Here is a 15,040-nt window from a genome sequence, read left to right on the forward strand (position 1 = left end):
GGAACAGACTCCCCGTGACGGAACGGTGCCGAGTTAGGCCGGACGTGGCAACGGGAGCCGCGGCGCCTCGTCGTCGCTCATCCGCACCGTCGCCGCGGGGTGCTCGACGAGCGCGAGCACCCGCGAGGACATGAACCGGGCGGTGCGCACCGGCGTCCCGCCGCGGGTGACCTCGCTGACCTCCACCACGCCACGGCCGTGCGCGATCTCCACGCGCCGCCCGGCCCGGGTGGCCTCCACATCCCACGTCCGCGTCGCGCCACCGGCGTCGACGACGATCTCCACACGGTCCCCGACCATGGGTCCACCTTTCCTCTTTTCCCTGGTCAACGCCGGTGCGAGGTGATTTCTTCCGGCTCCGTCGACGGTCGGGCTCCGCGGCGCTCCGTCCCGCTGTCGGACCCCTGGGGCAGGATCGGCGACGTGGAGACGATGTCGGCGGCGCAGGCGCGACGGGCGGCCGTGGCGGCGCAGGGGTTCGGCGGTCCCGCGCGGCGTGGCCGTGCCACGCGGGCCACGCTCGCGGCCGGGGCCCGGCGCCTCGGGCTGCTGCAGCTCGACTCGGTCAACGTGGCGGTACGGGCGCACTACGCGCCGCTGTTCTCCCGTCTCGGCCCCTACGACCGCGACGCGCTCGACGCGCTGGCCTGGCCGCAGACGCCCGCCGAGCGCCGGCGGCGCACGATGGTCGAGTACTGGGTCCACGAGGCGAGCCTGCTGCCGATCGAGGACTGGCCGCTGTTCCGGTGGCGGATGCGGGACAACGAGGCGCGGGAGAGCCGCTGGCTCGGCGCCGCGCTCGACCACCGGCCCGACGTCCTCCAGGCCGTCCACGACGTGGTGGCCGAGCACGGTCCGCTGGAGGCGGGCGAGGTCGGCGAGGTCCTCGGCGACGCGGGCGACCGGCGGGCGCGCGCCTACGGCGGCTGGTGGCAGCGCTCGGACATCAAGGTCGCCTGCGAGCACCTCTTCGCCACCGGGGTGCTCACCACGGGGACCCGGCGGGGCTTCCGGCGGGCCTACGAGCTCGCCGAGCGTGTGCTCCCGCCCGAGGTCCACGCCCGCGAGCCGGACCGTGACGAGGCCATGCGCACGCTGATCGGCAAGGCCGCGGGTGTCCTCGGCGTCGCGACCGAGCCCGACCTGCGCGACTACTACCGCCTGCCGCCCGCCGAGAGCCAGGCCGCCGTCGCCGAGCTGGTCGACGCCGGGGAGCTGGTGCCGGTCGACGTCGAGGGCTGGTCGGCGCCGGCCTACCGCCCGTCCGACGTGCGCCTCCCGCGGCGGGTCACCGGTCGGGCGCTGCTGGCGCCGTTCGACCCGCTGATCTGGTTCCGCGCGCGCACCCTGCGGATCTTCGACTTCCACTACCGCATCGGCATCTACACCCCGGCCGAGAAGCGCACGCACGGCTACTACGTCTTCCCGTTCCTGCTCGACGGGCGCCTGGTCGCCCGCGTCGACCTCAAGGCCGACCGCGCGGCCGGCGTGCTGCGGGTGCCCGGCGCCTTCCTCGAGCCGGGAGCCCCGGAGGCCCGTGTCGCCGACGAGCTCGCCGGCGAGCTCGCGACGATGGCGGCGTGGCTCGAGCTCGAGGGTGTCGTGGTCGAGGGCGGCGACCACGCGGACGCGCTGCGCCAGGCCGTCAAGGCCCAGGCGGCCACGGCTCAGGCGGTCAGCGCCGGCGGGTGGACGTAGCGCACTCCCGGGGGCAGGTGTCCGGTGCGTGAGGTCCGGGCGAGCACGGCCAGGAGGTCCTCGCGGAAGGCCTGGGCGGCGCGGGTCGGGGCGACGTCGGTGCGGTGGGCCAGCGAGATCGTGCGGTGGCTCCAGGCCCCGCCGTCGAGGCGGGTCGCGCGCAGGGACGGGTGCCCGGCCAGCACGAGGCTCGGCACGATCGCCACGCCCAGGCCGCGCTCGACCATGCGCAGCACCGCGTCCATCTCCCCGCCCTCGACGGCGATCCGCGGGGTGACGCCGGCGGCGGCGCACGCGGCGAGGGTGACCTCGCGCAGCTCGTAGCCGGGGCGGTTGACCACCAGGGGATGGGCGGCGAGCTCGGCCACGCCGATGTGCTCGCCGAGGTCGGGCCGACCACGCCCCGTGACGACGACGAGTTCCTCGCGCAGCACCGGGGTCAGGGCCAGATCGGCCACCGCCTCGGTGCGGTCGATCACGAGCGCGCAGTCGAGCTGGCCGCGCTGGAGGTCGGCGACGAGGTCCTGCGAGCCGCCCTCGGTCACCTGGATCGCGATGCCGGGGTAGCGGCCGTGGAAGACTTCGAGCACGTCAGCGACCACGCTGACGCACAGGCTGGGGGTCGCGCCCAGGCGCAGCCTGCCCTTGCGCAGCCCCGCGAGCTCGGCGATCTCCATCCGTGCCGTCTCGGAGTCGGCGACGATCCGCCGGGCGAGGGGCAGGAGGGCCTCGCCCGCCGGCGTGGGTGTGACGTTGTCGTGACCCCGCGTGACGAGGGTCTCGCCGAGGTCCTCCTCCAGGGCCCGGATCTGTTTGCTCAGCGTGGGCTGCGCGACGCGGCACAGGCCCGCTGCCTGCGTGAATCGGCCGGTGTCCACCACAGCGAGGAAGTAGCTGAGCTGTTTGATGGTCATCGCCATAGCCTCACGCTATGGCATGACGGTCCTGCATGCATTGGCTCTCCGGCGGATGCGGACCTACCGTTTTCACGTGGTCATCACCCCGCAGCGCAACATCGTGTCGAGGACGTGGGGCACCTCGGTCGGCAGGAAGTCGGTCATGGCCGTGACCGGCGTGATCTTCCTGCTGTTCGTCATCGCCCACATGCTCGGCAACCTGAAGATCTTCTTTGGGATCACGGCGTTCGACGAGTACTCCGAGCACCTGCGCACCCTCGGCGCCGAGATCTTCGGCTACTCGGGTGTCCTGTGGATCCTGCGTGTCGTGCTGCTCGCCAGCGTGGTGCTGCACATGTGGGCGGCGATCTCGCTCTGGTACCGGGCCAAGAGGGCCCGCCCCGTCGGCTACCAGCACCGCCCGAGCTGGCAGGGCAGCTACGCGGCCCGCACGATGCGCTGGGGCGGCGTGATCATCGCGCTGTTCGTGGTGTGGCACATCCTCGACCTGACGACCGGCACGGTGAACCCCGCGCCGGCCGGGTCCGGGGCCTACGAGAAGCTCGTCGCGAGCTTCGACCGGCCCGTCGTGGCGATCTTCTACATCCTCGCGATGCTGGCCCTCGGGCTGCACATCCGGCACGGCCTCTGGTCGGCCCTGCAGACGTTCGGCGCGAACAGCGCGCTGAAGCAGAACGCGCTCAAGACCCTGGCCTTCGTCGTCGCCGCGGTGATCACAGTCGGTTTCGTGATCATCCCCGTCTCCGTCATGACCGGTCTGGTGAGGTGACCATGTCCGAACTGCATCAGGAACCCACCGCCACCCAGGGCGAGGGCCGCTACGTGGTCGGCGACCCGATCGCGGACACGCGCGCCCCCGACAGCCCCATCGGCGACCGCTGGAGCGACCGCAAGTTCTCGGCGCGCCTGGTGAACCCGGCCAACCGCCGCAAGATGAGCGTCATCGTCGTCGGCACCGGCCTGGCCGGGGGCGCCGCGGCGGCGACGCTGGGCGAGGCCGGCTACCACGTGAAGTCGTTCTGCTTCCAGGACAGCCCGCGCCGCGCGCACTCGATCGCCGCCCAGGGCGGCATCAACGCCGCCAAGAACTACCGCTACGACGGCGACTCGGTGCACCGCCTGTTCTACGACACGGTCAAGGGCGGCGACTTCCGCTCGCGCGAGTCGAACGTGCACCGCCTCGCCGAGGTCAGCCTCAACATCATCGACCAGTGCGTCGCCCAGGGCGTGCCGTTCGCGCGCGAGTACTCGGGCCTGCTCGACACCCGCTCGTTCGGCGGCACCCAGGTCTCGCGCACCTTCTACGCCCGCGGCCAGACGGGCCAGCAGCTGCTGCTCGGCGCCTACCAGGCCCTCGAGCGCCAGGTCGCGGCCGGCACCGTCGAGATGCACCCGCGCACCGAGATGCTCGACCTCATCGTCGTGGACGGGAAGGCGCGCGGGATCGTCACCCGCAACCTGTTCACCGGGCAGATCGACACCCACCTCGCGGACGTCGTCATCCTCTGCTCGGGCGGCTACGGCAACGTCTACTACCTCTCGACGAACGCCAAGGGGTCGAACGTCACGGCCGCATGGCGGGCGCACAAGCGCGGTGCGCTGTTCGCGAACCCCTGCTACACGCAGATCCACCCGACCTGCATCCCGGTCTCGGGCGACTACCAGTCGAAGCTGACGCTGATGTCGGAGTCGCTGCGCAACGACGGGCGCGTGTGGGTGCCCAAGGAGCGCGGCGACGACCGGCCGCCCAACGAGATCCCCGAGGACGAGCGGGACTACTACCTCGAGCGCCAGTACCCGGCCTTCGGCAACCTCGTGCCCCGCGACATCGCCTCGCGCGCCGCCAAGAACATGTGCGACGCCGAGCACGGCGTCGGGCCCGGCGGCCTGGGCGTCTATCTGGACTTCTCCGACGCCATCGAGCGTCTGGGTCGCCACGCCGTCGAGGCGAAGTACGGGAACCTCTTCGAGATGTACCAGCGCATCACCGGCGACGACCCGTACGAGGTCCCGATGCGCATCTACCCGGCGATCCACTACACGATGGGCGGGCTGTGGGTCGACTACGACCTGCGCTCGACGATCCCGGGCCTGTTCGTCGGCGGCGAGGCGAACTTCTCCGACCACGGGGCCAACCGCCTCGGCGCCTCGGCGCTGATGCAGGGCCTGTCGGACGGCTACTTCGTGCTCCCGACGACCGTGGCGAACTACCTCGCCGACGCGCCGTTCGAGGAGGTCCCCGAGGACCACCCCGATGTCGTCGAGGCCGTCGAGTCCACCCGGGAGCGCATCGACAAGCTGCTCTCGGCCAACGGGCACCGCACGGTCGACTCGTTCCACCGCGAGCTCGGCCAGCTCGTGTGGGACCAGTGCGGCATGGCCCGCAGCAAGGAGGGCCTGGAGAAGGCCCTCGACCGGATCCCCTCGCTGCGCGAGGAGTTCTGGCGCGACGTCAAGATCGTCGGGACCGGGGACGGCTTCAACCAGTCGCTGGAGAAGGCCGGCCGGGTCGCCGACTTCATGGAGCTCGCGGAGCTCATGTGCATCGACGCGCTGCACCGCGAGGAGTCGTGCGGCGGCCACTTCCGCGTCGAGCACCAGACCGAGGACGGCGAGGCCGCGCGCGACGACGAGAACTTCTCGTACGTCGCGGCCTGGGAGTACGGCGGTGACGACCACCGCCCGGTGCTCCACAAGGAGGACCTCGAGTTCTCCTACGTCCACCCGAGCCAGCGGAGCTACAAGTGAGACTCACCCTGCGCATCTGGCGCCAGCCGTCGGCGGACGCCAAGGGCAAGATGAAGAAGTACGTGCTCGACGACGTCGAACCCGACATGTCGTTCCTCGAGATGCTCGACGTGCTCAACGAGAAGCTGATCCTCGACGACGAGGACCCGGTCTCGTTCGACCACGACTGCCGCGAGGGCATCTGCGGCTCGTGCGCGATGGTCATCAACGGGACCCCGCACGGCCCGCAGAAGAACACCACCACCTGCCAGCTCCACATGCGGCACTTCAACGACGGCGACACGATCGACGTCGAGCCGTGGCGGGCGCGGGCGTTCCCGGTGGTCAAGGACCTCGTCACCGACCGCAGCGCCTTCGACGAGATCATCAAGGCCGGCGGCTACATCTCGGTCAACACCGGCTCGGCGCCCGAGGCGCACGCGATCCCGGTGGACAAGGTCTCGGCCGACGACGCCTTCGACGCCGCCACCTGTATCGGCTGCGGCGCCTGCGTCGCGGCGTGCCCGAACGGCAGCTCGATGCTGTTCACCTCGGCCAAGGTCACCCACCTCGGCCTGCTCCCGCAGGGGCAGCCGGAGCGGGCGACGCGGGCGATGAACATGCTCGCGAAGCAGGACGAGCTGGACTTCGGCGGGTGCACCAACGTCGGCGCCTGCCACGAGGTGTGCCCCAAGGGCATCCCGCTGGCCTCGATCGCCCAGCTCAACCACGACGTCCTCGGCGCCACCCTGTCGGGCGCGCGCTCGGACTAGCACCGGGGCGCCCCCACCGGACGCGGCTCAGGACGCCGGCAGCGCCGGGATCCGGGCGGCGGTGACGGTGACGTCGCCGGCCCCGGTGCGGGCGCGCACGCTCAAGGGGCCGCCGTCGGGGTGCTCGGGGCGGTCGGCGCGCACCGGGAGCTCGCTGCGCACCCGCCCGACGGTGGCGTCGAGGCGCACCCGGGCGTCGACGCCGGGGTGGACGCCGACGCGGAGCGACCCGACGCCCGTGCCGAGCTCGACCTCGCCGGTGACGGCGTCGGCGACCTCGACGTCGCCGGCCGCGGCGCGCACCGCCACGTCGGCGCGCACCTCGCCGAGCCGGACCCGCCCGGCGCCGGTGGTGATCTCGGCGGGGGCGAGCACGTGGTCGACGCGCACGCCGCCGGCACCGCCGCTCATGCGCAGCGGGGCGCCGAGGCGCCCGATGCGGACCTCGCCGGCGCCGCAGCGCAGCTCCGTGCGCCCGGCGACCTCGTCCAGGCTCACCTCCCCGGTGCCGGACACGGAGACCTCGCCGGCCCGGCCCTCGACGGCGATCCGCGCGGCGCCGGCCCGCACCCGCAGGTCGGAGTCGGCGGGCGCCTGCACCGTGACCGCGAGCGGCACGCCGCGCAGGCTCCAGTCGCGGGGTCCGCGCACCGTCAGCCGGCGGGCGTCGGCGTCCCAGTCGAGCGTGGTGGCGGCGACCGCGGCCTCGGCGCGCTCGTCGGGCGAGGACGGACCCTCGGACAGGCGCTCCCCGAGGAGCCCGAGCAGGCCCGAGATCCCGCGCAGCCAGCCGGGCGGTGCCTCGGGATCGGCCTCGACGCGGACCCGCACGGCGGCGGTGTCGGTCGCGGTGTCGGTGGTGGCGCCCGACAGGGTCACGCGCACCGTCCCGGCGTCGAGGGCGAGGTCGAGCGTCGCCGGGCCCGGCCCGTCCCCGACGACCTCGCGGGCGGGGGTCATCCCTTCACCCAGCCGGCCACGCCGCCGTCGCCGCCGTCGCCGCCGTCGCCACCGTCGCCACCGTCGTCCTTCTTCTCGGACTCCTCGGACGAGCCGGAGGAACCGGTGGCGCCTCCCGGGGGAGTGGAGGACCCCGGCGCACCCTGGTCCCACCCCTTCTGCCAGTTCTCGTCGCGCTCGGAGGAACGGTCGGCGTCCCAGCCGCCCTCCCACCGGCCGCCCCACGGGCCACCCCGGTGGCCGCCATACTGGCCCTTGAGGGCGCCCTGGACGGCCTGGCCGATCCAGGAGTTCAGTGACATCCCCTGCGCCGCGGCGGCGCGCTCGGCCTGTCCCTTGATCTGGTCGACCAGACGCAGGGTCATCCGCGAGATGTCGCCCATGTCCGGCCCGCCCGGACCGCCGGGCCCGCCGGAGCCCTGGCCGCCGAAGCCCTGACCGAAGCCCTGACCGAAGCCCTGGCCGAAGCCCTGGCCGAAGCCCGGCCCGGGCGGCGGCGGGGGCGTGGGGCCGTGCCCGCCGGGGCCCCCGTTCGGCGCGCCGGCGAACGGCGACGACGACGGGCCGGCGAAGAAGCCGTCCTCGGCCGCGGGGTCGCGATCGACCACGACGTTCACCTCGCGGCCCGACAGGCGCAGGGAGACGGTGCGGTCGCCGAGGGACTCGGAGACCTCACCGGCGAGGTCGGACAGGGCGTTCATGAGCGCCAGCCGGACGGCGGGCTCGAGGGCGGCGGCGAGGGAGGTGCCCGCCCGGGCGGTGGCCTCGTCGCCGACCGCGGCGGCCGCGGCGAGGTCGTCGCGCAGGGCGGCGACGTACGGTGTCAGGTCCATGACACCACTGTGACACCACAACGCCGAAGCCGCCACCATCGTGGTGTCAGTCCGCCGTGGGCGAACGTTGTCGGAGGCGGCTTGTACCGTGACGAGCGTGCCCGAGACCGTGCAGCCCGAGGTCACGCTGATCGCGAAGACGGAGTTCCGCGCGCCGCCCGGGGTGCCGTGGGAGACCGACGCCGACGGCGGGCAGGCGCTCGCCGAGTTCGCCGGCCGGGCGTGCTACCAGTCGTGGAGCAAGCCCAACCCGGCGACGGCGTCCAACGCCGGGTACCTGCGCCACATCCTCGAGGTCGGGCACCTCTCGGTGCTCGAGCACGGCACGGTCAGCTTCTACCTCACCGGCATGTCGCGCAGCCTCACCCACGAGCTCATCCGGCACCGGCACTTCTCGTACTCGCAGCTCTCCCAGCGCTACGTCCCGGAGAAGGACGCCGCGATGGTCGAGCCCGACGTCATCGCGGACGACCCGGAGCTGCACCAGCTCTTCGCGGAGGCGAGCGCCGCGGCCCTCGCGTCCTACGAGAAGCTCCTGGCCGGGCTCGAGGAGCGCTTCGCCGACGAGCCCAACCGCACGCTGCGCCGCAAGCAGGCCCGCCAGGCCGCCCGTGCCGTGCTGCCCAACGCCACCGAGACGCGCCTCGTCGTCACGGGCAACTACCGCGCCTGGCGGCACTTCATCGCGATGCGGGCGAGCGAGCACGCGGACGTCGAGATCCGCGATCTCGCCATCGCGTGCCTCAAGGTCCTGCAGGACGAGGTGCCCAACGTGTTCGCCGACTTCGAGATCACCGCCCTGCCCAGCGGCTCGGAGGTCGCGAGCAGCCCGTTCGTCGCCGAGGGCTGAGTGTGCCGAGCCCGGGTGGGCCACCGGCGTGAGCGCGGGTGGGCCACCGGGTAGGAGGACTGCATGAGTGCCGCCCAGATCGCCGACGCCGAGCGTCGCGATCTCGCCGACCTGTTCCTGCGCCTGGGTCCCGACCGACCCACGCTGTGCGGGGATTGGACGACGCGCGATCTCCTGGCGCACCTGATCACGCGTGAGCGGCGGCCCGACGCCGCGCCGGGCATCCTGATCCCGCCGCTGGCCGCATGGACCCAGCACGTGCAGTCCGGCGTGGCGCGCAGTGACTTCGGCGAGCTGGTGGCGACGATGCGCTCGGGCCCGCCGTTCTGGAGCCCGATGGCGCTGCCCCCGCTGCGCGCGGTCGACGTGCAGGAGTTCTTCATCCACCACGAGGACGTACGGCGCGCCCAGGACGGATGGTCGCCGCGGCCGCCGGACGCGGCGCGCGACCGCGTGCTGTGGCGGATGGCCGGCCTCCTCGGCCGGCTGAGCTACCGGTCCAGCCCGGTGGCCGTCACCCTGCGCCGGCCCGACGGCGAGGAGCACGCCGTGCGCTCGGGCCCGCGCACCGTCATCCTCACCGGGGAGCCCGGTGAGCTGCTGCTGCACGCGGCGGGACGCGACGAGTGCGTCGTGCACCCCGAGGGCGAGCCCGCCGACGTCGCCGCCGTGATGGCGCTCGACCGCGGCCTGTAGACGGCCGCACCCACACTTCCCCGCCCCCGGCGGCGACCGCCGCCCCGCACCAGGAGGACCCGATCACCGCACGTCCCACGCTCCCGTCCCCGGGAGCCGCCCGATGAGCCGTTCCACCGCCCGCCGCCAGGACCAGAACAAGGCCGAGCAGGGCTCCCACGACCACGACTGCGCCCGGGGCTCCGGCGTCCCCACGCAGTCGGTCCCCGGCTCCGAGGGCACGCCGCCGCCGACGCCCGAGGGCGCCCTGCGCGTCGTCGCGCTCGGCGGCATCGGCGAGATCGGCCGGAACATGACCGTGCTCGAGTACGGCGGCCGGCTGCTGATCGTCGACTGCGGCGTGCTCTTCCCGTCCGAGGACTCGCCCGGCGTCGACCTGATCCTGCCCGACTTCCGGGCCGTCGAGGACCGTCTCGACGACGTCGACGCGCTGGTGCTCACCCACGGGCACGAGGACCACATCGGCGCCGTGCCGTTCCTGCTGCGCCAGCGTCCCGACCTCCTGGTCGTGGGCTCGAGGTTCACGCTCGCGCTGGTCGAGGCCAAGTGCCGGGAGCACCGGCTCACCCCGCACCTGCTCGAGGTCCGCGAGGGCGAGCGCAACCACCACGGCACGTTCGACTGCGAGTTCTTCGCGGTCAACCACTCGATCCCCGACGCGCTCGCCGTGGCCGTGCGCACGCCCGGGGGCACCGTGCTGCACACCGGCGACATCAAGCTCGACCAGCTCCCGCTCGACGGGCGCCTCACCGACCTCGCGGGCTTCTCGCGCCTCGGCGACGAAGGTGTCGACCTGCTGCTCGTCGACTCGACCAACGCCGAGGTCCCGGGCTTCGTCACCCCGGAGCGCGACATCGCGCCGGTGATCGACGACGTGTTCCGCAAGGCACCGAGCCGCCTGATCGTCGCGTGCTTCGCGAGCCACGTGCACCGCGTCCAGCAGGTGCTCGACGCGGCGGCGAAGCACGGCCGCAAGGTGTGCTTCACCGGGCGCTCGATGGTGCGGAACATGGGCATCGCGACCGACCTCGGCCTCCTGCACGTGCCCGAGGGCCTGCTCGTCGAGCTCGACGACGCCCTCGCGATGCCCGAGAAGGACGTCGTGCTCGTCTCGACGGGATCGCAGGGTGAACCGCTGTCCGCCCTGGGGCGCATGGCGCGCGGCGACCACCGCCAGATCACGATCACCCCGGGCGACACCGTCGTCCTGCTCTCGAGCCTCATCCCCGGCAACGAGACCGCCGTGTTCGCGGTGATCAACGGCCTGACGCGGCTCGGCGCCGACGTGGTGCACTCCGGGGTCGCCAAGGTCCACGTCTCGGGCCATGCGAGCGCCGGCGAGCTGATGTTCCTCTACAACGCGCTGCGGCCCCGCAACGTCATGCCGGTGCACGGCGAATGGCGCCACCTGCGGGCCAACGCCGAGATCGCCCGGCGCACCGGGGTGGAGAACGTGGTGATCGCCGAGGACGGCGTCGTCGTCGACCTCGTCGAGCGCCGGGCCGCGATCTCCGGGCGCGTCGAGGTCGGCCACGTCTACGTCGACGGCAACCAGGTCGGTGACGTCGGCGAGTCGACGCTCTCGGATCGCACGGTCCTCGGGGAGGGCGGCTTCATCGCGATCACCGTCGCCGTCGAGGCCGCGACGGGCCGCGCGCTGTCCGCGCCGCGGATCTCCGGGCGCGGGTTCTCCGACGATCCCAAGGCGCTCGAGGACGTGGTCTCGCTCGTCGAGATGGAGCTCTCGCGCACCGAGGCCGAGGGCATCACCGATACCCACCGGATCGCCCAGGCGGTGCGCCGCGTGGTCGGCAAGTGGGTGGGCGAGACCTACCGCCGCCGTCCGATGATCGTCCCGACGGTCCTGCCCGTGTAGGGGCGGCGGGCTCAGCGGCGCCGGATCGTCTTCTCGAGGTGGAGACGCACCGGCGCCCACAGGTTCGGCAGCACCATGTCGACCTGGTCGTGGAGGTACCAGCCGGCGCGCACGCTGTCCGGGATCTCCTCCGGGTCGACCTCGTGCACCGGCCGTGCGGCGACGTAGATGGTCGCGATGCCGTCGTGGTTGAAGCGCCCGAGCTGGCGGCCCGCGCGGATCTCGACGCCCGTCTCCTCGCGGCACCCGCGCTCCGCGGTCGCGCCGGGCGACTCGCGGGCCTGCGGGCGCCCGCCGGGGAGCACGGCCGGCGGGATCTCCCCCGGCCGGTGGACGAGCAGGAGCCGACCCGGCGGCGCCGTCACCACGGCCAGCACCAGCTGCGCGTCCCGGCTCATCCGTCCCTCCCTGCGCTCGGCCGCTTAGGCTACGGCGGGTGACCACCACCCAGGGCGCACAGGTGACCACACCGGCCGGCCGTGTCGCCGCCCGCATCACGACGGTCACTTCGCCGACGCTGCTGCTCGCGGTGCTCTACCCGGTGGTGGGCGCGCTCGCGGCGGGGCCGGTGGGGGTCGCGTGGTCACTGATCGGGATGCTGTTCACCGTGGCGGTCCCGGCCTTCATCGTCGACCGTGGCGTGCGCACGGGGCGCTACACCGACCACCACCTGCGCGAACGCGAGCAGCGGGCGGTCCCGCTCGGGCTGGCGGCGCTCTCGGTCGCGATCGGGGTCGTGGTGCTGTTCGTCCTGGGCGCGCCGCGGGCGATCACGGCGCTGCAGCTCGCCGTGCTGGTCACGGTCGCGGTCGCCACCGGCATCACGCTGGTCTGGAAGGTCAGCTTCCACACCGCGGTCGTCGCCGCCGCGGCCGCCGTCCTCACGCTGCTGGGCGGACCCTGGTGGGCGCTCGCATGGCTCGCCGTCCCCGCCGTCGGGTGGGCCCGGCTCGTGCTGCGGGCGCACACCCTCGCCCAGGTGCTCGCCGGGCTCGTCGTCGGCGCGGGCGTGAGCACGGCGGTGCTGCTGCTCGCCGGGGTGCCGTGAGAACCGGACGAGGCCTGCGCCGCGTCGATCGGACCGACCGCACACCGCGGTGGGCGCTGGTCGCCCGGTACACCGGGCTGCGGCGCCGGCTCACGGGTCCCGCCACGGTCGCCCTCACCGCGGCCGGCGTCGACCACGCCGCGAGCTGCCGGGGGAGCGGGACGGGCTCCCGGGTCACCACTGGGCCTCCTGACCACGGCGGACGAGCCTGTCCAGCGGGGTCACCTGCTGCGGCTGTGCGAGTGACGCGACCCACTTTCCCCAAGAGAATCGAGGGGTCAGCCCGCCACGGCGGCTCTCGACAGGGCCGTCAGGGCCAGCGCGACGTTCACCGAGGAGCGCCCATGAAGGCCGTCGCCTACATCGAACCCATGAAGGTCGAGATCCAGGACATCGAGTACCCGGGCCTCGAGCTCAAGGACGGGCCGGGGGTGAACCCCGCCAACATCGGACGGAAGTGTCCCCACGGGGTGATCCTCAAGCTGGTCGCCACCAACATCTGCGGCTCCGACCAGCACATGGTGCGCGGCCGGACCACCGCGCCGCCCGGCCTGATCCTCGGCCACGAGATCACCGGCGAGGTCGTCGAGGTCGGGCGCGACGTCGAGTTCATCGCCCAGGGCGACCTGGTCTCGACGCCGTTCAACATCGCCTGCGGCCGCTGCCGGATGTGCAAGGAGGGGCACACCGGCGTCTGCCTCAACGTCAACCCCGACCGCCCCGGCTCGGCGTACGGCTACGTCGACATGGGCGGCTGGCAGGGCGGCCAGGCGGAGTACGTGATGGTGCCCTACGCCGACTGGAACCTGCTGCGCTTCCCCGACCGCGAGCAGGCGATGGAGAAGATCCTCGACCTGACGATGCTGTCGGACATCTTCCCGACCGGGTACCACGGCTGCGTCACGGCCGGCGTGACCACGGGCTCGACGGTCTATGTCGCGGGCGCCGGTCCGGTCGGCCTGGCCGCGGCCGCCTCGGCGCGCCTCCTCGGTGCCTCGGCGGTGATCGTCGGCGACATGAACAAGGAGCGCCTCGAGCACGCCAGGAACGCCATCGGGGCCGAGACCATCGACCTCGCGGAGGAGGGATCGCTGCCCGACAAGATCGAGCAGATCGTCGGCGAGCCGGTCGTGGACGCGGCCGTCGACGCGGTCGGCTTCGAGGCCCGCGGCCACGGCGCCGACGCGGCCCACGAACAGCCGGCGACGGTCCTGAACTCGATCATGGAGGTCACGCGCGCGGCAGGGCGGCTGGGCATCCCGGGCCTCTACGTCACCGGTGACCCCGGCGCGGCCGACGAGGCCGCCAAGGAGGGCAGCCTGTCGATCCGGATCGGGCTCGGCTGGGCGAAGTCGCACGCGTTCACCACGGGGCAGTGCCCGGTCATGCGGTACCACCGGCAGCTGATGAACGCGATCCTGCGCGACCGGATCCAAATCGGGAAGGCGGTCAACGCGACCGTCATCTCGCTCGACGACGCCCCGCAGGGCTACGCCCAGTTCGACTCGGGCGTGGCGAAGAAGTTCGTCATCGACCCGCACGGGTCGATCGCGGCCTGACCCGCTCGGTGCGGTCCCGGTCGTCAGCCGTCGACCGGGACCGCACCGAAGGCCACGAGGCTGACGACGAAGTACGCGGCGTAGAGGGCGAGCAGCACGATCCCGTGCCAGCGGCGCACGCGTCCCGTCGCCAGGAACCCCGCCGCGGTCGCCGTCATGAGCACGAGCGCCGGCAGGTGCCAGCCCACCACGTCCGGGGTGACCACGATCGCGCCGCCGACGAGCAGGATGATCCCGAGCTTGCCGGTCACCGAGAACACGACGCTGCCGACGATGTTCGCGACGGCGATCTCCGGTGCCCCGCGTCGCTGGGGCTCGACCGTGAGGAAGATGTCCTCGAGCGAGAGGGCGAGCGTCGCGATCGTGACGCCGAAGACGGTGCCCGAGAGGGCGAACTCCCGGAGGATGCCGTCGGTGCCCTGCCCGGCGACGAGCGCGCCGGCGATCAGTCCGGCGAGCGCGAGCACCGCGAGGGCGACGGTCACCCCGGGCGTGTGCTGGCGGGCCCGCAGGAAGCCCTGGTCGACGCGCAGGTCCGGGGGCAGGTCGAAGCGCCCGCTCCCGCCGTCGGGCGGCGTCCGCCCCACCCCGGTCCCGGTCGCGCCCCGCCCCACGGTCACGTGGTCGATCTGCTCGTAGAGCTCGGCGTGGCGCCACACCGGGCGCCGCGAGGTGTACTCGCGGAAGCCGATCCAGCCGACGAACGCCACGAACAGCACGAGGAGCACCAGGCCGGCGGCGACCGTCAGCGCCCCGGTGAGCGCGAGGGCGTACACGACGACGGGGCCGGCGACGAAGAGGCCGAGGTAGTCCTTCGGGACGTCGACGCGGCACGGCGCGATGAGCGCGGCCAGCGCGAGCACGAGGCCGGTCAGCGCCACGGTCGTCCCGATGACCGTGCCCAGCGCGACCTCGCTCAGGTCCTCGACGTTGAGCACGATGCCGAACGCGAGGTCGTCGAACTCGATGCCGGTGAACACGACCGCGACGAGGAACAACGAGATCGCCCACCGGCTCGCGACGCCGACGAGGTAACCGATCAGCTTCTCGGCGCTGTAGACGAGGACCGCGATGCCCAGCGCGAACTCGATGATCGGGACCAC

15 protein-coding genes are annotated in these 15,040 nt (G+C 73.1%); 9 read left to right on the forward strand and 6 right to left on the reverse strand.

What is annotated here, in order from left to right; all coding sequences use genetic code 11:
- Positions 1–33: 33 nt before the first annotated feature.
- The gene (locus QSK03_RS06490; protein ID WP_285649563.1) at positions 34–300 is read right to left on the reverse strand and encodes a DUF8836 family protein; all 267 of its coding nucleotides are present in this window, start codon (positions 298–300) and stop codon (positions 34–36) included.
- A gap of 132 nt (positions 301–432) precedes the next feature.
- Here QSK03_RS06490 and QSK03_RS06495 point away from each other — a divergent pair, with 132 nt between their 5' ends.
- Positions 433–1,698: a winged helix-turn-helix domain-containing protein gene (locus tag QSK03_RS06495; RefSeq protein ID WP_285650067.1), complete on the forward strand. Its 1,266-nt coding sequence runs from the start codon at positions 433–435 to the stop codon at positions 1,696–1,698.
- Here QSK03_RS06495 and QSK03_RS06500 read toward each other — a convergent pair.
- Positions 1,668–2,612: a LysR family transcriptional regulator gene (locus QSK03_RS06500; protein WP_285649565.1), complete on the reverse strand. Its 945-nt coding sequence runs from the start codon at positions 2,610–2,612 to the stop codon at positions 1,668–1,670. The genes QSK03_RS06495 and QSK03_RS06500 overlap by 31 nt on opposite strands.
- A gap of 76 nt (positions 2,613–2,688) precedes the next feature.
- On the opposite strand from QSK03_RS06500, the gene QSK03_RS06505 reads away from it, so the two are divergent.
- Genes QSK03_RS06505 through QSK03_RS06515 form a run of 3 tightly spaced genes read left to right on the forward strand, consistent with a single transcriptional unit; the run spans position 2,689 to position 6,115 of the window.
- Positions 2,689–3,384, forward strand: coding sequence for a succinate dehydrogenase cytochrome b subunit (locus QSK03_RS06505; protein ID WP_285649566.1), 696 nt, complete (start codon positions 2,689–2,691; stop codon positions 3,382–3,384).
- 2 nt (positions 3,385–3,386) lie between these two features.
- Entirely contained in the window at positions 3,387–5,363 is a 1,977-nt protein-coding gene (locus QSK03_RS06510; RefSeq protein WP_285649567.1) for a fumarate reductase/succinate dehydrogenase flavoprotein subunit, read from the forward strand.
- The gene (locus QSK03_RS06515; protein WP_285649568.1) at positions 5,360–6,115 is read left to right on the forward strand and encodes a succinate dehydrogenase/fumarate reductase iron-sulfur subunit; all 756 of its coding nucleotides are present in this window, start codon (positions 5,360–5,362) and stop codon (positions 6,113–6,115) included. The genes QSK03_RS06510 and QSK03_RS06515 overlap by 4 nt, the downstream gene beginning before the upstream one ends.
- A 27-nt stretch (positions 6,116–6,142) precedes the next feature.
- Here QSK03_RS06515 and QSK03_RS06520 read toward each other — a convergent pair whose 3' ends face one another.
- Together QSK03_RS06520 and QSK03_RS06525 are read right to left on the reverse strand one after the other, a co-directional pair.
- Positions 6,143–7,075, reverse strand: coding sequence for a DUF4097 family beta strand repeat-containing protein (locus tag QSK03_RS06520; RefSeq protein WP_285649570.1), 933 nt, complete (start codon positions 7,073–7,075; stop codon positions 6,143–6,145).
- A complete protein-coding gene (locus QSK03_RS06525; protein ID WP_502872142.1) occupies positions 7,072–7,908 on the reverse strand; it encodes a hypothetical protein in 837 nt (278 codons plus the stop codon). Before QSK03_RS06525 ends, QSK03_RS06520 begins: the two co-directional genes overlap by 4 nt.
- Before the next feature lie 97 nt (positions 7,909–8,005).
- Here QSK03_RS06525 and thyX point away from each other — a divergent pair, with 97 nt between their 5' ends.
- From thyX to QSK03_RS06540, 3 genes are all read left to right on the forward strand, one after another.
- The gene (gene thyX / locus QSK03_RS06530) at positions 8,006–8,758 is read left to right on the forward strand and encodes an FAD-dependent thymidylate synthase (protein WP_285649572.1); all 753 of its coding nucleotides are present in this window, start codon (positions 8,006–8,008) and stop codon (positions 8,756–8,758) included.
- Between the two features lie 63 nt (positions 8,759–8,821).
- On the forward strand, positions 8,822–9,454 hold the full coding sequence (locus QSK03_RS06535; RefSeq protein ID WP_285649574.1) for a TIGR03085 family metal-binding protein: 633 nt from the start codon (positions 8,822–8,824) through the stop codon (positions 9,452–9,454).
- Between the two features lie 103 nt (positions 9,455–9,557).
- Complete coding sequence (locus QSK03_RS06540; RefSeq protein WP_285649576.1) at positions 9,558–11,330, forward strand: ribonuclease J; 1,773 nt, start codon at positions 9,558–9,560, stop codon at positions 11,328–11,330.
- An 11-nt stretch (positions 11,331–11,341) separates the two neighbouring features.
- On the opposite strand, the gene QSK03_RS06545 is transcribed toward QSK03_RS06540, so the two are convergent.
- Positions 11,342–11,728 (reverse strand): NUDIX hydrolase, encoded by a 387-nt coding sequence (locus tag QSK03_RS06545; protein WP_285649578.1) that lies wholly within the window; start codon positions 11,726–11,728, stop codon positions 11,342–11,344.
- Positions 11,729–11,766: 38 nt separating this feature from the next.
- Here QSK03_RS06545 and QSK03_RS06550 point away from each other — a divergent pair, with 38 nt between their 5' ends.
- Positions 11,767–12,378 (forward strand): hypothetical protein, encoded by a 612-nt coding sequence (locus QSK03_RS06550; RefSeq protein ID WP_285649580.1) that lies wholly within the window; start codon positions 11,767–11,769, stop codon positions 12,376–12,378.
- Positions 12,379–12,722: 344 nt separating this feature from the next.
- Entirely contained in the window at positions 12,723–13,937 is a 1,215-nt protein-coding gene (gene fdhA / locus QSK03_RS06555; RefSeq protein ID WP_285649582.1) for a formaldehyde dehydrogenase, glutathione-independent, read from the forward strand.
- A 23-nt stretch (positions 13,938–13,960) separates the two neighbouring features.
- Here fdhA and QSK03_RS06560 read toward each other — a convergent pair whose 3' ends face one another.
- Positions 13,961–15,040 carry a sodium:calcium antiporter gene (locus QSK03_RS06560; RefSeq protein ID WP_285649584.1) on the reverse strand — a complete coding sequence of 360 codons (1,080 nt, stop codon included), beginning with the start codon at positions 15,038–15,040 and terminating at the stop codon, positions 13,961–13,963.

The sequence above is a fragment of the Actinomycetospora sp. NBRC 106375 genome, from assembly GCF_030269665.1.
Classification (GTDB): domain Bacteria; phylum Actinomycetota; class Actinomycetes; order Mycobacteriales; family Pseudonocardiaceae; genus Actinomycetospora.